The 20,879-nt window shown below is 57.4% G+C and carries 14 protein-coding genes; 5 read left to right on the forward strand and 9 right to left on the reverse strand.

The features are described from left to right. Window positions 1–36 precede the first annotated feature (36 nt). The 4 genes from BRA1253DRAFT_RS01185 to BRA1253DRAFT_RS01200 form a co-directional block, all read right to left on the reverse strand. Window positions 37–660 (reverse strand): DsbE family thiol:disulfide interchange protein, encoded by a 624-nt coding sequence (locus BRA1253DRAFT_RS01185; protein ID WP_009859371.1) that lies wholly within the window; start codon window positions 658–660, stop codon window positions 37–39. After that, the gene (gene ccmD / locus BRA1253DRAFT_RS45795; protein ID WP_083869754.1) at window positions 657–809 is read right to left on the reverse strand and encodes a heme exporter protein CcmD; all 153 of its coding nucleotides are present in this window, start codon (window positions 807–809) and stop codon (window positions 657–659) included. Before ccmD ends, BRA1253DRAFT_RS01185 begins: the two co-directional genes overlap by 4 nt. 10 nt (window positions 810–819) lie before the next feature. Beyond that, the gene (locus BRA1253DRAFT_RS01190; protein ID WP_009859373.1) at window positions 820–1,593 is read right to left on the reverse strand and encodes a heme ABC transporter permease; all 774 of its coding nucleotides are present in this window, start codon (window positions 1,591–1,593) and stop codon (window positions 820–822) included. Window positions 1,594–2,950: 1,357 nt separating this feature from the next. Continuing rightward, window positions 2,951–3,907: an AraC family transcriptional regulator gene (locus BRA1253DRAFT_RS01200; RefSeq protein ID WP_009859375.1), complete on the reverse strand. Its 957-nt coding sequence runs from the start codon at window positions 3,905–3,907 to the stop codon at window positions 2,951–2,953. Window positions 3,908–4,393: 486 nt separating this feature from the next. On the opposite strand from BRA1253DRAFT_RS01200, the gene BRA1253DRAFT_RS01205 reads away from it, so the two are divergent. Further along, window positions 4,394–5,434, forward strand: coding sequence for a LysR family transcriptional regulator (locus BRA1253DRAFT_RS01205; RefSeq protein ID WP_009859376.1), 1,041 nt, complete (start codon window positions 4,394–4,396; stop codon window positions 5,432–5,434). Between the two features lie 116 nt (window positions 5,435–5,550). Here the strand turns inward: BRA1253DRAFT_RS01205 and BRA1253DRAFT_RS01210 are convergent, their stop codons facing one another. Further along, window positions 5,551–6,225 (reverse strand): redoxin domain-containing protein, encoded by a 675-nt coding sequence (locus tag BRA1253DRAFT_RS01210; RefSeq protein ID WP_009859377.1) that lies wholly within the window; start codon window positions 6,223–6,225, stop codon window positions 5,551–5,553. Between the two features lie 845 nt (window positions 6,226–7,070). Here BRA1253DRAFT_RS01210 and BRA1253DRAFT_RS01215 point away from each other — a divergent pair. From BRA1253DRAFT_RS01215 to BRA1253DRAFT_RS01225, 3 genes are all read left to right on the forward strand, one after another. Continuing rightward, on the forward strand, window positions 7,071–8,258 hold the full coding sequence (locus BRA1253DRAFT_RS01215) for an AraC family transcriptional regulator (protein WP_009859378.1): 1,188 nt from the start codon (window positions 7,071–7,073) through the stop codon (window positions 8,256–8,258). Window positions 8,259–8,706: 448 nt separating this feature from the next. Next, window positions 8,707–9,363: a response regulator transcription factor gene (locus BRA1253DRAFT_RS01220; RefSeq protein WP_009859379.1), complete on the forward strand. Its 657-nt coding sequence runs from the start codon at window positions 8,707–8,709 to the stop codon at window positions 9,361–9,363. 355 nt (window positions 9,364–9,718) lie between these two features. Beyond that, window positions 9,719–10,108: a response regulator transcription factor gene (locus tag BRA1253DRAFT_RS01225; protein WP_009859380.1), complete on the forward strand. Its 390-nt coding sequence runs from the start codon at window positions 9,719–9,721 to the stop codon at window positions 10,106–10,108. Window positions 10,109–10,146: 38 nt separating this feature from the next. On the opposite strand, the gene BRA1253DRAFT_RS01230 is transcribed toward BRA1253DRAFT_RS01225, so the two are convergent. The 4 genes from BRA1253DRAFT_RS01230 to BRA1253DRAFT_RS40375 all read right to left on the reverse strand — a co-directional run bounded on the left by BRA1253DRAFT_RS01230 (window position 10,147) and on the right by BRA1253DRAFT_RS40375 (window position 14,739). Continuing rightward, window positions 10,147–10,713: a molybdopterin-dependent oxidoreductase gene (locus BRA1253DRAFT_RS01230; protein ID WP_035992194.1), complete on the reverse strand. Its 567-nt coding sequence runs from the start codon at window positions 10,711–10,713 to the stop codon at window positions 10,147–10,149. Window positions 10,714–10,928: 215 nt separating this feature from the next. Then, window positions 10,929–11,453 (reverse strand): PAS domain-containing protein, encoded by a 525-nt coding sequence (locus BRA1253DRAFT_RS01235; RefSeq protein WP_009859382.1) that lies wholly within the window; start codon window positions 11,451–11,453, stop codon window positions 10,929–10,931. A 374-nt stretch (window positions 11,454–11,827) separates the two neighbouring features. Continuing rightward, window positions 11,828–12,541, reverse strand: coding sequence for a response regulator transcription factor (locus tag BRA1253DRAFT_RS01240; protein ID WP_009859383.1), 714 nt, complete (start codon window positions 12,539–12,541; stop codon window positions 11,828–11,830). Further along, a complete protein-coding gene (locus tag BRA1253DRAFT_RS40375; RefSeq protein ID WP_009859384.1) occupies window positions 12,538–14,739 on the reverse strand; it encodes a PAS domain S-box protein in 2,202 nt (733 codons plus the stop codon). The genes BRA1253DRAFT_RS01240 and BRA1253DRAFT_RS40375 overlap by 4 nt, the downstream gene beginning before the upstream one ends. 1,125 nt (window positions 14,740–15,864) lie before the next feature. On the opposite strand from BRA1253DRAFT_RS40375, the gene BRA1253DRAFT_RS01250 reads away from it, so the two are divergent. Next, the gene (locus BRA1253DRAFT_RS01250) at window positions 15,865–20,715 is read left to right on the forward strand and encodes a trifunctional serine/threonine-protein kinase/ATP-binding protein/sensor histidine kinase (protein ID WP_009859385.1); all 4,851 of its coding nucleotides are present in this window, start codon (window positions 15,865–15,867) and stop codon (window positions 20,713–20,715) included. The last annotated feature ends 164 nt before the right edge of the window (window positions 20,716–20,879 follow it).

The raw sequence follows: 20,879 nt of genomic DNA on the forward strand, positions 1-20,879 counted from the left end.
CTCCCGAATGATGTAAATGGACTTGCAAGGCAGTCGTCATGGACGCTCTGCCCCGGCAATTGCCGCCATCAAAGCAGGTCGACTTGCGTCCGAGATGCCTCCAACCAGCTTGTAGGCGATTGTGCCATCCCCCTTGACCACATAGGTCTCGGGGACGCCATAGACGCCGAAATCGATGCCCGTTCGGCCGGACAGGTCAGTGCCGACTTGTGCGAAGGGGTTCCCATTCGCGGCGAGATAGGCTAGCGCGTTTCTGGGATCGTCTTTGTAGACGATGCCGGTAAGCGTCACCCCCTGCCGCTGCAGCATCCGGTCGCTCGCCAACGCCATCAGAGCCCCTTGTTCTTCCCGGCACTCGATACACCATGATGCGAACACGTTCACAATTGTCACGTGCCCCTTCCGCAGATCGGCGCTCGACAAGCCGGGTGGACCAGGCGTGCGAAGCCCCTCGAGCGGCTCCAGTGCAAACTGCGGTGCCGGCTTGCCGATCACAGCGGAGGGCACGAGCGACGGGTCTCCGGCGCCGAGCCGCACCAGGAATAATACCGCGATTCCGAAGAAGACTAGAAGCGGGATAATCACCCACAGGCGGGCCAGCGCGCGTTGACGGGCCGTGGTGCTCGCAGGGAGGTGAATCGAAGGTGTGATGTTGCTCATACGCGGCCGCGCGGATCCGAGTGACCAAGTCGCAGACGACGCAGGGTACGGCGCTGAACGCGATAGTCGATGAGGACCGCCGCGATCATCCCGGCAAGCACGGTGCCCGTCACCAGAAAAGTCATTGTGATGAATCCGCTATGCTGCATCACAATCTGCTCAGGACGCCATTTCGACAGGCAGTATGCAAGCCATGGCAGGTTCACCCGCAGCCGCCATCGTGATCGCAAGCCGCCGGATACGGCGTCGCATGATTTCGTTACGGACTGCCATTACGTGGAGAGTCACGAACAAAAGCGAGTATGCGAGCGCCATCACAATCAGCGGCCATAACATCGTGCCGGCAATCGCCGAGCCCTCCATGCGAAATACCGATGCCGGTTGGTGGAGAGTGTTCCACCAATCAACCGAAAACTTCACGATTGGGATGTTGATGAACCCAACCAAGGTCATGATCGAAACTGCTCGTGCCGCCCGGTTCGGGTCCTCGATCGTCTGCCAGAGCGCGATTAGACCGAGATAGATCAGAAACAGAACCAACACGGAGGTGAGCCGGGCGTCCCAAACCCAATATGCGCCCCACATCGGTTTACCCCAGAGGGAGCCTGTGACGAGGCAGATAAAGGTGAAAGCCGCGCCAAGCGGCGCAGCCGCCTTTTGTGCTGCATCGGAAAGTGGATGACGCCAAACTAAGGATCCGAGCGCAAACACCGCCATGAACGTGTAGGCAAGCATCGCTGTCCACGCTGCGGGAACGTGGATGTACATGATGCGCACCGTCTCGCCTTGCTGGTAGTCGGGTGGCGCGGCGAATGTTCCAAGCAGACCAACTGCGAAGGCGAACGCCGTCCAACCCCAAAGCCAAGGCAGCAGCCTTGCGGCGATACGCACGAAATTACCAGGATTGCTGTACGCAGTGAAGTTCAGACTCAAATTCCGATCTCCTCGAACTCAACCTGCAGGCCGGGATTGCTCGCGCTCCCGACGAAAGTTCGTGCCACTCGGGCGTCTACAAGCCGATGAGCATCGCATCACACCGGAGACGATTTCACAAATTACCTCCAGTTATTGTTTTGATGCCCGCTAGGCGCCCAGAGCTGAGCGGCTCCGATTTGTATACTTGGAGTGCCGAAATCGTCCCGTGCAGACGGCACAGCAATTCGAGAGACCGATAGTAGGTGGGAGCCGCGCGCTATTCGATCGCGTGCGACGTCGAGATAGCGGTTAATGCCGCGCTCGATGCTCGGCGTAATGAGCTAAAAGTGACGGCGCTCGTCTCGTGTAAGCGGTCCGCTTCAAAGGGCGCCTTCTTCGTATAGGTCCCTTACTCCGTTTGGATGCCCGACCCGTACGTAGGGTCAATTGAGCAACAATCGCGATCGTCGTATCTATAACGCGTGCGGTGGCCCTCCCAGCTATCGCTGCCCACCTTGGGCGTTTCCTCCCTAGACTTAGGCCGCTTGTGGCAACGCAGGCGGCCCTTTTTTTGTGTGCACTCATTTGGAATTGAACCGAGGTCTGGTCGACCTATACCTCGGCAGGGTCACTTCATACCCTCGCGCAATGGCAACAACTAAGCGCTCGGTGCTACCAGATGATACGGAGCGAGCAGCAACGGAACCGGCCCGCGAGCAGGCAGTTGCAGGACAAGGTCGGCCACGTAATGCTCGACCGGTCTTTCCCATCATCGAGCCGTATGTTGCCAGTAATTACTGTTTACTTCCATGGTTGCGGAGAGCCCCCCAATGATAAGCATCGCCGATCTCTTAATCCGGTTCCGGCAAGGGAGCCGGCCCGCGTCCAATGCTCAAGTTGCGGTTGTGACCGATCGGGATCGATCCAGCATGGCCGAGTTTGTCCGCATCCTGCAGGCCTACGATCAAGGCCGGTACGGCAGGAGTTAGAGGGCGACCGCGTCTCAAGCAGCGAAGAAAATCCGGGACACGGGACCGTCCACACTTGACTTCAATCAGTCATTTCGGTTTCGCAATGCAGGTGCCATCAGTTGCTAATCGGCGATCCGCTTTCGAGGCCATGATCGAATTCGTGACAAAGGATCGTCGCCCAACCACGATGAGCCGCGGCTAACGTTGTTGTGACCACGACAGCTCGGCGACGCGTTTCAGTCGCCCCGGTAGTAACTCGCAAGGCGAGCTGCTGAGGTGCCGTCGCCGCCGGATAATGGGAAATGCCCTGCGACTATCTATCCGATAGCCATTTATCATAAGCTTAATTCAGACGCGATCTTATCACGGCGGCGTTTGGCTGCCCTCACCACCTCGCCGTATGTTCAATCGGAGTTCTGTCCATCACCCTCAGATTCTTCCGGAACGTATCCATGCACTTGGCGGAAGGCACGGAGAAAGCTACTGTAGCTCCTGTAACCGACCGCCCGCGCGATCTGCTCAACTGAAAATGTCCTCGCGGCGAGCATATCGGCTGCACGCTTCATCCGTATTTGCCGGAGCGCTACCATTGGCGAACATCCTATCGTGCGCACAAAGCGCGCCATGAATGCGGATCGGCTCAAGCCGGCCTTTTGCGCCAAGGCCATGACAGAGTGATCGGCCGCCGGCCGCGCTAGCATATCGGCGAACGCAAGAGCGATTTGACGGTCACTCAAAATAGAGAAGCGTTCGAGCCAAACGCTGGTCGAATTGAGACTGCGACGGACGAGCGTGACGAGCACCTGCTTGAGAATGGCGGTTGTCATCGCCTGCATTCCAACCCGCCGGCCGCTGATTTCTGCCAACGCGGCCTGCAACTTTGACCCCACTTCATCGGCTGGTTCGAAGCGCTCGACAATCGGCGTGGAAAGGCCTGCAAAGAGGTCGATCGACGAGCCGTAGGTAGCGCGAAAGTACCCGCAGATCAGCATGACCATCGGGTCCAGGTCCCCGGCGACGAATCGCTGGATTCGCTCGCCGAAGCGCGGATCCCATTGCGCTTCGACCACATTCACTCTCTTGGCCGCTGTGCGGTCATCGACCTCGATGTGAAACGGCTTCTTGGCCGGTGTGATGACAAGGGTGTGAGGTACTAGAGGAAATGCGGAGAAGCCACCCACGACCATTCGTCCGGTCCCGGAAAGATTGTAGTGGATAGCCGGCGCCTCCGCGCTTCCGAATGACAGGCGCCAGCCTGGGCTAACCAAACACTCGATGAGCCCAATGACGTCGACATCCAAAGTTGCCATCAGCACATCGAGATGGGATCGAAGCAATGTAAGATTTGGACGATCGGACATGTGTTTCGGACTCTCGGATTGAGCTGATGTCCTAGTCTTAGGACAGGACAATTGCAAATCGTGGAACTGCATTATGGCTAGGATGATGCGCATCTGCTCGCCATGACCAACTGCCTAAGCGAAGTTGGGAACCTCTTCGACGAGCGTGAGCGTGCCGCGCTTCCCGCGGCCCTCATTTCACTGTCCAGAACTGACGCCTTAGGAGATCCCCAAATACAAAAAGCACTTAATGGAAAGGTAGGCGAGGCGATCCCAATGCAAACCTGACATTAAACTGGTCTCGCGTACGATGTTCTAGCAACCGCGACCTCAATAGGAAACAGCATCGATGCGAACGCTTTCAGCAAGACGCGGCCGGCAATTCCGAGCCGGCGCACAATACCTGTTTCCTCGGAAGCTCCGCGAGCAACCGCTTGATCATCACCCCTGCCTACTATGGCAACGAACCGAACGGCCCGTACCGCGGCAAATGTTTCGAGTATGACTATGCAGCTGCAACTTTATCAGGTGCGATATTTCTTAGCCCTAGCAAAGACGCTAAATTTTACGCGAGCTGCGGAGCAATGCAATGTGACGCAGCCGGCGCTGACAAAGGCGATACAAAAGCTGGAGCAAGAACTCGGTGGCGCGCTGATTCACCGTGAACGTCATCTCACCCAGCTCACCGATCTGGGCAAGATGATTTTGCCCACGCTGGAGAAAATATTTTCCGCCGCCGAGGCCGTACGGCTTCAGGCACGAGGCTATCAAAAGAAGACAATAGCCCCGCTTAAGATCGGACTGGTGCCGTCAGTCTCCGCCGCACTCATTACGGAATTGCTCGTGGAGCTCGCCAGGATCATCCCCGATCTTCGAGTCGATCTGCGCGAGGCCGATGCCAACGGGCTGGTTGCGATGCTTTTGGATGGCGAGATCAATGCCGCACTTGTCGGTGACGCCATGGAGCTGCCTGAGCGTATCGACCGCTGGCGCCTGTTCGAGGAACGCTGCGTGCTCATCTTGTCTCGGAAACATCCGATGGCCAGGCAAACCGTCATCCTGCTCGAAGACTTGCATGAGTTGGTCTTTCTCGAAAGGGTCGGATGCGACGTCGCAGACCGATTTAAGCGGGCTTGTTTTGCCGGCCACCCAGGCCCCAAGGTTGTGCACAGGAGCGATCAGGAAAGGCATCTTCAGCAAATGGCATTCGCCGGTTTGGGGGCCATCTTGGCGCCAGAGCACGCTCCCAGACTACCGTCGCTCGCCACTGTCGGAATTGAGGGCGACCCCGTCCGGCGCGAGGTGCAGCTTTTGGCCGTGGCGGGGAGGCAGTATTCGCCGGCGCTTGACGCCTTCATCAAGGTTGCTCGTGTTCGCGACTGGACGAGTGCGTTGGACAAACTCCGCCGCGCATCTGCCCCTGACTCGAACAAGGACAATGTTTGCACCGCTGATGCACAAGGTGCAGGTTCCTTGATCCAAATCACGGGCCCCGGCCCCGCCTCCTCATGCCCGAGCTTGGCACGGGCATCCAACCGTCGTTGCTGAAGTGACGCGAAGTCGTGGATGGCCAGGACAAGCCGGGCTATGACGCAGTTGCAGTGGCCCATGCGCAGCCTCTTGAATTGACTTGTCTCATTCCGGTCGGCCTCGAAGGACGAGGCTTAGGCCCATCCTATTTCGGACAGGGCAGCAAGTAAGGTTTCGGTCTGCGCTCCCGTGATGGAGTCCGGGCCGACAAACGCTCGACGGATGATCCCTCGTTGGTCGAGGACATAGATGGCCGGCATCGGCAACATCCAAAAGGAGAAGCCATGGGGAGCGCAGAGATCGAGTCCGAGCCGCAAGAGATGGCTCTTTACGTCCCCCGGCACCACGGACAACAGGCCGAACGAAAGGCTCACCCCAAGATCTAGGTCGGAGAGGAGTTCCAGATCCAGTCGGTGGTCGCGTTTGAAATTGCGCAGCAAGTCCCCTGTCTCGGGCGTTATCGCAATTACTCTGGCGCCAGCAGCGCGGATACTAGGGATGGCCCCGTGAAGAGCGCGTAGACCAGCTGCGCACATTGGGGACCAAGTCCCGTAAACGAAGATGACAATTAACGGTGCAGTTTGTCGCAATTCCAAAGATGAAACGAGCTTTCCATTTGCCTCGGGCAGAAGAAAATCGGGGGCAAGTTCGTTCGCCTTCAGGGCGCCGTCAGGAATACCGGCCTCTTGCAACCATGACGAAAGCAGGCGGTCGGTCCGGATGTCCAGCATGCGTAAACCGCTCAAGGTCTCCGCAGAGGGTTCGACCTGCGTACTAGCCGGGCGCCCCTTTGAAACTTCATCGCCCATTCTGGTCCTCCCCGGTGCGCCCACGGTACTTGGCAGCGGATGTTTCTTCCATGGTGACCGAGCGTTTTGGAAAGCGAAAATTCAACTTTGGAATGGTAACCGTCCACGAATAATCGTTAGGAATAGTCGCCGCCCCCAGTATCGCGATGCGCGCGGGCAGACGAACAAGTAGGCAGCAGCTTCCGTTGAGGAGGTCACGACCCTTTCACCGCGCCAGGGCTCCTGCATACCGAGCGACACGATCGAGGAGAGACAATAGCCAAGCATCGAGCTGGACGAGCTGGTACACCAAGAGTGTCCTTCGAACCGATACCTGATCGCTGCACGACGCATTGGGTCCCATTAGCGCGTGCCCTATTCGGCATTTTGTCAGGAGTGCTTCTGCAAGATGCAGCCGCGAGCCACGACAATCGGTGAGCAAGCCAACCTCCTCAGTCGAACATCTGTTGCTGATAACGTATGCCCCGACCGACAGAGGCGCCTTCTAGCCCGCACGGCGTTGAGGGAGACAGACGTAACCAAATTGAGGTTTGCTTGCCCGCCGCTTCAAAAATCAGAGTCGGTGAAGTGACGCCGCGCGCCAAATAGGTCGGAGCCGGGATATCCAAAAGTCGCAGCCCTGCTCCGCCAAAAGTCTAATCCCGTTTTGCCCTTTCTGTCAGACATGCAAACGCGAGTGCAATTGGCGACTTCCGTGTCGCAGGGCAGGCTCACCTCGCATCCCTTGTAGCAGCTTTCGGGGAGGATCTGCCGCTCGGCCCGGCGCGACGCCCTACTCCCAAAGCAGGCACCGCGATCGCGCAACGGTATGGATGAATGCAGTCCTGAATCGGAGTTCGAATTCCATGCGTCCAGCCAATGATGACCAGTTGATGCCACGAGTCAAATTCCAGCAGACGGGTGAAGCGATGTTGGAACGCCGCCGACCACTTTCGCCCTCCACGCCGCGACCCGAGCTCCAGCAAGTCCCTTTTTGCAAGGAGCTTGGAAAGCCACGCGATTGGCGCCACGGCCCTGAAGATCGGCAACAACTTTCAAGATCACGAATGTTGCTGCCGATAGCTCAATCTCCGATCATTGTTTGCGACCATGAGCCACTCATTTTCGATCCAACTCGCCAATTGGATGATCAGGTGCCGGCGGACTTGATCCATCCCGTTGTCGAAATTTCTCCTCGCGAGGCTGTGGCACGCCTCACCATAACGGGGCACGGCATGACGGCCGAATCTGTGCGATCCACAAATCGAGGCAAAATCCAACATCAGTATCGGGCTCCAATGCATATGCTCGTCATGTACGAGAAGGGGGAGCGCCGCGATGGAGAAACATTTGTGGAAGGTCTGCCGCCATCAGCCCTCCGGAACCTCGAGCGGAAGCTGACATTCGTTCCTGCTGGCCGCGAGTTTTACGATTGCCACGAGCCGCGCGGATCGCAGATGCGGCTCATGTACTTCTACTTCGACCCTGAGAGGCTGAGGGCTCTTTCTAAACGTGGCATCACCGGCCTGCCGGACTCCCCACGCCTACTGTTCGAAGACGAAACGCTATGGAACACCGCGCTCAAGCTGAAGACGTTCGTCGATAGCTCTGCAGGAGACCCGGTCTACTTCGAGAGTCTCGGTAGTTTGCTCATGCATGAAGTCGTGCGTTTCACTTGCGGGATGCCCAGCATTCAACGTCAACTCCAAGGTGGTCTTGCACAGTGGCAGCAACGGCTCGTCACAGCCTACATCCAGGAGCATCTCAATGAGCGGATACCGATTGGCACGTTGGCGCAGCTCGTTCGTCTTAGCCCGTATCATTTCTGCCGGGTGTTCAAGCAATCTCTCGGAATGCCGCCTCATCGGTACCAGACCAAACGTCGCGTTGAGCAGGCCAAATTACTGCTGGCAAACCGCGCAGGCTCTATGACGGAAATCGGTCGGGCGGTCGGCTTCAGCAGTCGTAACGCGTTCGCCACAGCGTTTCGGAAGGCGACGGGAATTGCTCCCGCGGAGTACCGCCGAAGCGTGGCTCCTCCGATAACCGTATGAATGAATTGCGCCGTCGCGCTCAACTTTGCCATTCGAAGGTAGCGTCTCGGTGTCACATTGCGATGAGGACGATCGGGCGTTGGATGCCCGTCAAGAAAGCAGGTTACGGACCTTAAGAAGGCATGCATCTGCCGCTGGTGGCGAAGAGAGGCAGAAAGCCTATCGCGGGACTTGGACAAAGCGACCGAAAGCAAGCGGCGCCGGGAAAAGGACCCGCCCAGAGCGATCCTAGGGACGTTTCGCAAATCTGTAGCTGCTGATAGGCTGGGCGCGAGACTAGGTCGATTGTAGTCATCACCCCTATTTTGGTCCGACCGATGAAAGGTCAGATCATCTTCACGCGCAAACGATCGCGTTCCACGCTGGAACTCGCGGAGTGTCATTTGTTGAATGGTCTTCGTGAAGATGATAGTTTTACACGGAATCGTCGGTTTTGGCGGAGTATCCCGTGGCGCAGCATTCAATTCAAAAGCGTGCGGTAGCTGAGGAGCCAACTATCGTCGTGGTTGACGACGACAACGACTTCCGCGCCTCACTCGGGGACCTGTTCAACTCGGTTGGCTTCAAGGTCAAGATGTTTGGCTCGGCAGCGGAGCTGCTGCAAGGCGAATTGTTGCCCGACGCGGTGAGCTGCCTCGTACTTGACGTCAGATTGCCGGGCCTAGGCGGTCTCGACGTCCAAGCCGAGCTGTCGAAAGTGAACGCTTCCATTCCCATTATCTTCATGACCGGCCACGGCGACATTCCGATGTCGGTCAGGGCCATGAAGGCAGGCGCTGTGGATTTTCTAACCAAGCCATTCCGCGATCAAGACATGCTGGATGCAGTCACGATCGCGCTCGAGCGCGATCGGACGCGGCGGAAGACCCAGCAGTGGCTCACGGAATTGAACTCGCGTCTTGAGCGATTAAGCGCGCGCGAGCGAGAGGTGCTGGCTCTCGTGACGACTGGCTTAAAGAACAAGCAGATCGCTTTTAAGCTGGAGATAGCTGAGATTACTGTAAAGGCGCACCGCGGTCATGTTATGCAGAAGATGGGTGCGCAATCGCTGGCCGAGCTTGTCAAAATGGCGGAGACGCTCGGTATAAAGTCGCCCCGGTCTTAATCGCTTCCTGCTTGCACGTGGGTCCATCAGCTAAGAGGGTTATTATTTGGGCAAATCAACTGACGGCTTAATCGCTTGCCGCCAGGCCCTGCTGCCGCGTCAAGCGCGACGGCCCGACATCAGCGCACGCGTTCGGACGCGGCCCAAACTGGGCTGAACTATTCACATGGTCTGCATCGATTATTCCTAAGTATAGCATCGGTTGTTCCAAAGTGTAGCACCGCCCGTCCGCCGTACAATCGCCAATTCAGACCCTTGTCGTTAGGGTCCAATGGTGTCCGCGCAGTGCGCTTCCTGAGATGGACACGGAACGCGAGATGCGGCGGGCCACCTCCCCAGTGATGAAGGCGGGGATATGTCTAGCGAGAGTCAAATTTCGATCATCGATGATGATGAACAATCTCGCTCAGCCTTAGCGGGTCTCCTGCAAGCGATGGGATTTACGACTGAGACCTACTCGTCCGCAGTGGAGTTTCTGGCGTCTCCAAACGTGCGCGATAGCTCCTGTTTGATCGTTGATGTCCACATGCCGCGCATGACCGGGACTGAGTTGCATAGCCGCTTGGTAGGATCCGGCTATAATATACCAACGATTCTGATCACCGCTTACCCCGACGACAGCGCGCGAACTCGGGCTCTGGATCAAGGCGTCGTTGGCTACCTGACCAAACCCATCGACGAAAAGGTTCTATTCGGATGCGTCGAATCGGCTCTACAGCGCGCGAAATCAGATGAAAATCCCTAATCAGCAATCGATCGGCTGCCGCGCAGGAAACGTACCCTTCAGCTCGAAAATCGTTGCTCTTTGAACGGGTCCCCGTAAATGTGAAATCCGTTAAATTCCCACAAGCCCGGCGATTCGCGATCCAAGAACTGGATCCCGCGCACCCATTTCACGCTCTTATAACCATAGAGGTTTGGAACCACGAGCCGGAGCGGGTAGCCATGTTCGGCCGTAAGGGGTTCGCCGTCATGCCGCAAGGCGAAAACCGTCGTCGGGAGCAGAAAGTCCGAGATTGGCAGGTTCGCCGTGTAGTTGTTCTCGCCATGGATCATCACGTGCCGCGCCTCTGGCCGCAACGTTACTCGCTTCATCAATTCTGCGGCGAGAATCCCTCCCCAATGGTTGTTGAACCGGCTCCAGCGCGAGACGGAGTGCAAGTCAGCAAACACTTCACTTTGCGGCAGTTTGCAGAGCGCTTCCCAGGAAAGCCGCAGCTGCTCCTCTACCAGGCCGAACACGCGAAAATCCCACGTCGTGGGAGCAAAGACCGGCACCGAGCCCACATGCAGCACCGGCCACTTGAGGGTCAGCGACTGCCCTGGGGGCAGCCGCCCAGCGTCACGCATCTCACGCTCCCGTTCGCGTCGCTCGTTCGGTTGCACGAATAGCTCCTCCGCAAAGTATAGCTCGGCCTAGTTGGCGCACGCGGTGATCTCCGGGGCATGAAGAGCGGTCACCCGGGTTGCGTCGGGCATCACGGAACATAGGTTCTTGGTACCCTACATTCCGAGAACCGAACTACCAAGGCTCTAGTCCAGCCCAAAGTGGCGAAGGAGGAGGCTCACTCCTCCCCGTCACCGATCTTGGAGTTAGAAATACTTGCAGGCTCGGAGAGTAAGCCAGGAACAGTCTTGCTGGTGTTGTGACGGAAAATGTTGACGGCTCCGATCACCTCGTCCTCGTCGTCGCGAATCGGAAAGACATTAACGAGGGCCAGAAGACGATTACCGTTGGGCTGTTCGCAGATGACATCGGCGTTCCGAACGGTGCCGCCGTTGTTGATCACCACGGAGGGGGGTGCAAGTTCGTGCGGCATCACTTCTCCCGAGGGGTAACGAAGAAGGTGTGACCCGCAATACTTTTCTGAGGTTCCCAGAGAAGGCGAGCGTCCCCAACCCGCGATTGCAGCTTTGTTGCACTTGACGACGGTGGCATCCTTTTCGAGAACGTACATCCCGACTGGGATAGAATCCATTGCCGCTTGGTCCGCAAGAATCCCTTTTGCGACGAGATGTCCGTCGACCAGTTCTCCTCGGAAGTCGATTTTGTCGAAGTCGCCATCCAAAATCATCTTGCTTGTTGCCATGTTCAACCTCCTTCTGCGAAAAAAAGCTCCAGTGCATTTAACGGAGTTTCCATTTCGCGGCCGTTGACTCAACCCCAACATGCTAACTTGCACAGCCGGCCGTCGGTACCTACCATTTTGTAGTCGCAGATAAACAATGAGAGGGCAGTCCTTTCGTTTCGTTTAGGCCAACTACGATCGGGTTCAGAACCCGGCCTCTTCGCTTATGCGACATTAGAAAAACGCCCGCTTCAGTTCATGAGCCCGCGCGGACCCGTGGGGCCTGGCAGCGGACTCATTGGGAGCGCAGATGGTGGAGCCATCCAAGTCTTGTGGTGGGGGCCAGATGAACGCCCGCATCACGCCCAATGGGTTCCTCGAAGATGGTCAAAGAGTCACTTCGTTATATCGCCGCGCCCCTTCTGTTTCCCTGTGACGTGCTTCGCCGTGCGGCTCATGCGAGGCAGTCCTTCCGGGTCCGCGGGGTTTTCGTCATCCGCCTTGAGCCGATCCGCAATTCGTACCAAATCCGCCAGCGAGCGCGCGTCCATTTTTTGCATAATTTGGCTACGATGAACGCGGACAGTTACTTCGCTGACGCCAAGTTGGCCGGCAATCTGCTTGCTTACGCGCCCCTTTGCAAGCAAAGTCATGATTTCCGTTTCTCGATCGGTCAGGCGCGCAAATCGCTCGTGGATTTGCGCCCGAGCGCGTCCTTGCGCGGCGAGCGCACGGTGGCGTTCAATCCCTTGGCGTACCGCATCGAGCAGCTCTTGCTCCCGGAAAGGCTTTGACAGGAACTCTATTGCACCTGCTTTCATGGCCCGCACTGACATCGCGATATCGCCATGGCCGGTAATGAAAACAATAGGCGTATCGACGTGAGCCGCGACTAGTTGTTTTTGCAACTCAAAGCCGCTTGCACCTGGAAGTCTCACATCCAGAACGATGCAGCTCGGTAGTACCGGAGGGTTGGTGCCCAAAAACGCCTCAACTGACTTGAAGAGCGCGACCTTCACTGAGATCGTCTCCAGAAGGGCACCCAAACTTTCGCGGACGAATTCGTCATCGTCTATGACGGCAACGACGGGCTGGTCACTCTCGTTCATGGTGCATCTGCAATGGGTAAGCTGAATTGAAAAACTGCTCCAAATGGAGCGCCTGGGGTCACCGAAATCTGTCCATCGTGGGCTTCGATTATCGAACGACAAATTGCCAAGCCCATACCCGTTCCGTTGTGTTTTGTCGTGAAGAACGCGTCGAAGAGTCGATCGATCACCGTGGAATCGAATCCAACGCCGGTGTCGTGGAATGAGATCTCAACCATTCTGTCATCCAGCACCCGAGACCTTATCGAAAGGGTCCTTGGACGATCCTTCACAAGCATCATTGATTCGATGCTGTTCAGTACGAGATTCAGAATGACTTGCTCCAATTGGACGCGGTCGCCGTTGATCCGCGGAACCGACTCGTGCAGATCAGCAAGCGTCGTTATACGGTGCTTGCGAAATTCCTCTTGCGTTAGCTTCATGACATCACGAATCGCCTCAATAATATCGAGCGGGGCCTTTCCAACCGGGGTTTTGTTCATCAACGCCTTAATGCGGGCGATTATATCGCTCGCGCGTCGCGCGTCCTTGGCCAACCGCTGGGCAGCCGCCCTCGCTCTGGTGAGATCCGGCTCCTCCGTGCTCAACCAGTGGAGGCACGTATCGCTATTGGCTGCAATGGCCGTCAGAGGTTGGTTGATCTCGTGAGCGATGGACGCAGACAGCTGCGCCATCGCAGTAAGACGGGTCACCCGGGTCAGCTCTTCCCGCGCTCCGCGTAGCGCCTCCTCCACTCGTCTCTGATCTGTCAAATCGCGCACAAACGCGGTGAAGTGCCAGGTTTCCAGCCGAATAGCAGTGACAGTCAGTTCGACGGGGAATTCATGTCCAGCGCTGTGGAGCGCCGTTATGTCGATGCGTCTGTTTAGTATCGGGCCTTGCCCGGTTGCGAGAAAATGCTCACACCCTCGCGAATGAGCCTCGCGATACTGCATGGGGATAATCGTATCCACGATCCGCCTGCCGACCGCTTCATCGCAGGACCATCCAAACATGTGTTCGGCGCTTTTGCTCCAGCCCGTAATTATATCACGCGCGTCAATCGTGATGACAGCGTCGAGGGAGGAATCCAAGATCAATCGCGTTTGGTCCTCGGCCAGACGAAGGTGTTCCGCCGCGCTTTTGCGTAGTGTGACCTCCGTCGTGATGTGGGCGGTCGCATAGATTCGACCGTCCGCATCGACGATTGGGAACTTCTGAACTGCGCCCCAGCGCGGACCTATATCGGTCGTAGCAAGCTCCTCAAGCATCACTTCGCCCGAACGAGGCACTTCTCGATCGTTCGTTCGAAGTGCGCCCGCTCCGCGCAATTTAGATAGGTCATCCTCGGTTTTACCAATAATTTGATTGCGGAAGACACCGGTGACCTTTTCAAATTCGCTGTTGACCAGCAAAAAGCGACCATCAGGGTCCTTAAGAAAGATCGGGTTGGGGCTACCATCGATGATTGCGAGAAGCCGTCTCTCCCTATCCACCAGCGCGTCCCTCTCCGACCTCAACTCCTGAATATCCGAACTAGAGCCGACGAACCGGAGTACCTTGCCCCGGGCGTCTCGCACCGGGACCGCACGATCAAAGTGCCAACGATAGGAACCGTCTGCATAGCGAAACGGTGCCTCAAACGTCCAGCCTCCGCCAGATCGGACACCGTCCCAAAATATGCGGGACACACGTTCCTTATGGTCCGGATGCAAAGCGGAAAGAAAGGGCGGAAGATCGCTTGGACTCTTTCTCCACGTTTTTAGCGGCGCCGTGCAATAATCCGCCGATAGGCCGGTCGCATCCAGATAGAATTGATTGACAAAGTCACAACTGCCATGCCGCGTAACTGTCCACGCGACCGCGGGCAATTTATGCAAGACCTCGAGTTGCAACCGTGATCGATCGAGGACTTGCTTATACTGGTCTATTTCGTACGAAAGGGCTTCCGAAGCGGTTTTAACCTCGCCCATGCGACGGCGTTGGGCTCGTCGTTGAGCCATGATGTTCTTCTTTACGCTGCGGATCTGCTCGGGCGTTAAACTGCCTTCCTCCCAAGGCTGCCCTTGACCCTGCCCACTTCCGCTCGGTTTCGAGGAACCGACGTGGCGATCATCGACAGCAATCTTCTTGGAAGGTCGCGCCCGTTGGCGCGTTGCATTTGCGCGTCCGATTACCGTCCGCGTTTTCTTCCTCGACTTGGACTTCAAACGAGTCATTTGTAGCTGATCTCGTGTCCAGTATCCGCGCAGGGCTATTTTGCCGTCACGCTTGCACTCAAGTTACACACTAATCTCTTTTCGGCGCGCCGGCTCTGTCCCGGGCGACCTACCATGAACCTGCCGAGGAGCAGGCGCAAATCCGAAGGGCCTTGTTGCGGGCATTGCCCTTAAACGGCAGCGATGGATCATAACAGATCGCCCATCAAGATGAATTGAAGCGCCGGATCAAACTGCCGAAAGCCTACATATAACCGCTGGAAAGTCGATACGGGATGCGCCAGTTGCTCGCCTATTCCTATCTCATGGAACCGATATTTGGCCAATCTGCAGCAGTCTCGCTGGGATGCCAGTCCCATTCGAACTGGTAGCTAGTGGCGCAGGCTGCGACGCGGTGGGGCACAGAATGCGAGGCCCGCAAGCGCAGATTCTTCCATCGCCGCGCCCTTCAGGTCTCGTCGCGCGATTCCGGCGGACTCGTTGGGATTTCCCGCGGACGGGCGGCTTTGCTGTATCGAGCTACACCACCACCGGGGACACGACCTCGCCACGGATGATCATCTGGTCACCATGAGCCTGTGAAACAGCTCCATCCGCTCTTTGAGGCATTTGCAAATAGACAATCAGACGGCCGGCTTCATGTTATCGCATCTTGCCTCAGAAATGCGTTCCCTGAGCTGATCGCCGCAGTTCAGTTACCAAACGTTCAGACGAGTCACGCCGGAATGCTTGCCGGAGCTCTTCAACACTAAACCAAGTAGGTCTCCAATTGCAGGTTCAACAAGTTGCTGGAGGCGCCGCTGAGGCTATGCCGGAATATGGCCGACAAGCCACAATTCAAGAATCGGAGTTCTGTCCCGCAGCGGTGCTCCTGCTCACCAGGCAAGTGCGCCGGCTTCCGCCAACCCGCTGCGCAGTTGTCCGGATAAACTTCAGCCGGGCATTTGCTCATAAGACGGACCCAACTCTCGAGCAATCCCGTCGATGAAGAGACTCTTTTCAGCTCTTAGAAAGTTCCAGTTCGTTAGAAAGCTTGAACCAACTCTGCGGCCCCGCGGCCATTGATGTTTCTTCCCTGTTGACATCCTTTTAGCGTCCTGCCCAAATCAATGTTCCGAGGTCGTGATGCCATGGCAACAAGAATGTCACCTCTCGGGGTACGTGCTGGTGCCCCTGCGCGAAAGCGCGGAATTTACCCTTTACCGCGGCCGAAAGCACGACGACCCTTTGCCAGTCCTAGCGGTCGCACTCTTTGAACAGTCGTCGCCTCAGAGTGTCAAGCGGCTCATGCACGAATACTCATTCGCAGCCGAACTCGATCCCGCGTGGGCTGCCAAGCCTCTGGCCATTCTTCGTCACGAAGGGCGGACGATCCTCTTACTCAAGGATCCCGGCGGTCAGCCGCTGGATTGGATTCTTGAGCGTGACCATGGGCAACCGCTGGATCTGACTCGCTTCCTGAACATCGCTATTGGGCTGGCAAGAACACTGGGTCAAGTCCATCAGCAGGGCCTCATACATCGCGATATCAAGCCTTCGAATGTCCTCGTCGACGGCACCGGAAACGCATGGCTCACCGGATTCGGGATTGCGTCCCAACTTCCGCGCGAGCGCCAGTCGCCCGATCCTCCCGAGTTCATCGCAGGAACGCTCGCCTACATGGCACCCGAGCAGACGGGACGAATGAATCGTTCGATCGACTATCGGAGCGACCTTTACTCGCTTGGAGTGACTTTTTACGAAATGCTGACCGGGAGTCTTCCATTCACGGCCTCCGAACCGATGGAATGGGTGCACTGTCATATCGCGAAACAACCCGCCCCACCGAGAGCGCGGGTGGGAACCGTACCGGTCTCGGTCTCCGCGATCACGATGAAGTTGCTCTCCAAGACCGCGGAGGAGAGATATCAGACAGCGGTGGGAGTTGAGAGCGATCTTCGGCGCTGCCTATCCCAATGGGAGTCCCACGGGTCGATCGATGACTTCACTCCTGGCGCTTGCGACACCCCGGATCGCGTCATCATCCCCGAGAAGCTATATGGGAGGGACCGCGAAGTTGGCACTCTGCTGACCGCCTTCGACCGCATTGTTGGCGGTGGCCGAGCCGAACTGGTGCTGGTCTCCGGATACTCCGGCATCGGTAAATCCGCAGTCATTAATGAGCTCCATAAACCACTCGTGCCGCCACGCGGCTTGTTCGCGTCGGGCAAATCCGACCAGCACAAGCGGGATATTCCGCACGCCTCGCTGGCACATGCGTTTCAGAGCCTTGTCCGGCCGCTCCTCAGCGAGAACGAGGAAGACCTCCGCAAATGGCAAGACGCAATTCGCGAGGCGGTGGGTCCGAACGGACTGCTCCTCATCGATCTCGTCCCGGAATTGCGGCACGTCATTGGCGACCAGCCGCCAGTGCCGGAATTGCCGCCGCGGGAAGCGCAGAGACGGTTTCAGACCGTCCTTCGACGTTTCATTGGCGTGTTTGCGCGACCTGAACATCCGCTTGCGCTCTTCCTCGATGATATGCAATGGCTGGATGTCGCCACACTCGACCTCCTCGAAGATCTGCTAACACGCAACGATTTGCAGCATTTATTGCTCATTGGTGCGTATCGGACCAATGAGGTCAATGCCAACCACCCGCTGGTACGTAAGATTCAAGCGATCCGTCAGGCCGGAGCCGCAGTGCAGGACATCGTTCTCACGCCACTCAGTCGCGACGATCTAGGTAAACTGCTTGTGGACTCCCTTCACTGCCAACTGGAGCCCGCCGCCCCACTGGCAGACTTGATTTACGAAAAGACCACGGGCAATCCGTTCTTTGCAATCCAGTTTATTTCTACTCTGGCGGACGATCGCCTGCTGACATTCGATTACCGCGCGCGCCGATGGATATGGGACCTGCCCCGCATTCGTGCCAAAGGCTTCACGGACAACGTCGTAGAGCTGATGGTCGACAAGTTAAAGCGCCTTTCGCCGGAAACCCGGAAGATACTCCAGCAGTTCGCCTGCATGGGCAACACTGCAGAGTTCGAGATGCTGCGGATTGGGTATCAGGGCTCCGTCGAGGACATGCACGATCATCTCTGGGAAGCGGTGCGATCGGGCCTGATCTTCCGCACGGACAATTGCTACGGCTTCCTGCACGACCGCGTGCAGGAAGCGGCCTATTCGCTTATCCCGGCGGAGTTGCGTGCCGAGGCTCACCTCCGCATCGGAATGCTCCTCGCTGAGCATACGCCCTTAGAAAGACGTGAGAAGGCGATATTTGATATCGCCAATCAACTTAACCGTGGCTCTCACCTTATCAACGTTGTCGAGGATCGCGAGCGCGTCGCAGAATTGAATCTGATCGCAGGTCGGCGCGCGAAACTCTCGACAGCATACGACTCCGCTCTCATCTATCTCAGGGCGGGCCGCGCCCTTCTTACAGAAGAGACTTGGGAACGCAATTACCGGCTTATCTTCTCGATCGAGTATCTGACAGCCGAGTGCGAACTGCTGACCGTCACGGTTGGTCTCGCTGCCGGGGATCCACTCGCGGAAGTGCAAGAGGAATGCGAGAAGGGCTTGGCATTTGCGAGGCGGGTGCGCTTCGGTCCGCTCATCGAGCGCTGCGGAGCACAACTTGGTTTGATCCTCACCCTGCGCGGGCTGACTGAAACGTTCGGCTGCCTGGATCATGAGGGATATAGCGAAGTCGATACCGAGCGCCGTTTGGCCAACAGCCCGGATCTCGTGCTCTCGGAGTTCTATTACTGGACGCGAAAGCTGCAGGCGCATTTTTTTGCCGGAGAGCTTGCGGCGGCGGTCGATGCATCGCGGCACGCGGAGCCCCTGCTTTGGACGTCGGCGGCAACGTTCGAGTCGGCGGAGTATCGCCTCTATGCCGCGCTGGCGCATGCGGCGATGTGGGATCACGCCCCACCGGAGCAGAGACGGACGCATTTCGCATCTGTACTTCAGCACCACCGGGAACTCCTAGCATGGGCGGAGGTCAACCCCGAAACTTTCGAAGACCGCGCCGCCTTGGTCGGCGCCGAAATCGCCCGCATGGAGGGCCGAACACTGAACGCTCAGGAGCTGTACGACAAAGCGATCCGCGAGGCTCGCAAATACGGGTTCGTGCACATCCAGGCAATTGCCAACGAGATTGCCGCGGGCTTCTACGCGGAGCGCGATTACGGGAAAATCGCGGTAACCTATTTGCGCGCCGCGCAGGGCTGCTATCAGCGCTGGGGAGCCGACGGAAAGGTTTGCCAACTCGAGAAACTTTATCCGGAGCTCAAGCTGGACGAGTCGATCCCGAATTCCACGGCGACGATAGTGACACCCTTCGAGCAACTCGATTTGGCTACCGTAATCAAGGTTTCGGAAGCGGTCTCAGGCGAAATCGTCTTCGAGAAGTTAATGAACACGCTCATGAGTTCGGCAATCGAACACGCAGGCGCAGATCGAGGTCTCCTGATTCTTCCCCGAGCCGACAAATATCAAATTGAAGCAGAGGCCACAGCCAGCGGTGACAACGTGACGGTGGTCCTGAAACAGGCGCGCGTCACGACCGCAGATCTCCCAAACTCGGTGTTTCACTACGTGCTTCGCACAAAACAAAGCGTTCTGCTGCACGATGCGTCCAATCAGAAGTCGTTTTCAGGGGACGACTATATCCGTGACCGTCGCTCGCGCTCAGTGCTCTGCCTGCCGATACTTAAGCAGACCAAGTTGATTGGCCTGCTGTACTTGGAGAACAACCTTACGACTGCCGCGTTTACGCCTGCTCGAATGGTAGTCCTCACACTGCTCGCTTCCCAGGCCGCTATCTCAATAGAGAACGCCAGCCTGTATCGCGAACTAGCCGAGCGGGAGGCCAGAATCCGACGGTTAGTGGATGCCAACATCATCGGAATCTTCGTCTGGGATGCTGACGGTAGGATCATCGATGCCAACGACGCGTTTCTCCGCATCGTCGGATACAGCCGCGACGATCTGGTCTCTGGCCAACTGCGCTGGCGGGACCTGACACCCACGGAATGGAGCGATGCCGACGACCGACGACTAGCCCAGCTGGAGGCGACCGGGACCACGCCACCCTACGAGAAGGAGTACTTCGCGAAAAACGGCAGCCGCGTGCCGGTGCTGGTCGGGGCAGCGACCTTCGGAGAGCGATCCGAGCAAGGCGCGGCCTTCGTGGTAGACTTAACCGAGCGCAAGCGGGCGGAGGAGGAAATTCGCGAAAGCGAACGGCGTTACAGTGAGGTGCAGATGGAGCTCGTGCACGCGAATCGAGTTGCAACAATGGGGCATCTCTCGGCTTCGATCGCCCATGAAGTCAACCAGCCGATCGGGGCGACGCTCAACAATGCCTCTGCGGCGTTGCACTGGCTGAGCAAAGAACCAGCAGATCTGGATAAAGCTCGGGACGCTCTCAACCGGATCTTTGCTAACGGCAATCGCGTCAGCGAGGTAGTCGGCCGGATACGAGCGCTTTTCAAAAAAGCACCTCTACGGAAAGAAGACGTGGACATCAACGAAGCAATCCTTGAGGTGATCGCCCTGACCCGCGGCGAAGTCGTGAAGAATGGCATTTCGGTGCAATCACACCTCGGGGACGATTTGCCGCTCATTCAAGGAGATCGGGTCCAGCTGCAACAAGTGATAATGAACCTGATCATCAATGCCGTTGAAGCATTGAGCTCGATCAGCGGGGATCCGCGAGAACTGGTGATCACCACTGGTAAGGGCGAGCCGGACGGCGTGCTGGTAGTACTGCGGGATTCCGGGCCAGGTCTGAGTTCACTGGGTCTGGAGCGCATCTTTGACGCCTTCAACACGACAAAGCCCGGCGGCTTGGGGATGGGCCTATCGATCTGCCGCACCATTATTGAAGCGCATGGGGGCCGACTGTGGGCCACCGCCACTCAACCTCGGGGCGCGACGTTTCAATTCACGCTGCCCGCACGGTCAAATCAGGCCTCGTGAATTGAACAGTTTGCAGCGCGTCTGCAACGGAGCGGATCGCTATCGGCGTCACGAATTGTGATATCAGTCTCACGTCTGTTCTGCTGTGCGGAGATGGTGCAGCGGAGTCATCTTAGCTCGTATGTGGCGCATTAAGATGGCCAATACGCCAGGGGTGGCCAAAT

It is taken from the genome of Bradyrhizobium sp. WSM1253 (assembly GCF_000244935.1).
GTDB lineage: Bacteria > Pseudomonadota > Alphaproteobacteria > Rhizobiales > Xanthobacteraceae > Bradyrhizobium > Bradyrhizobium canariense.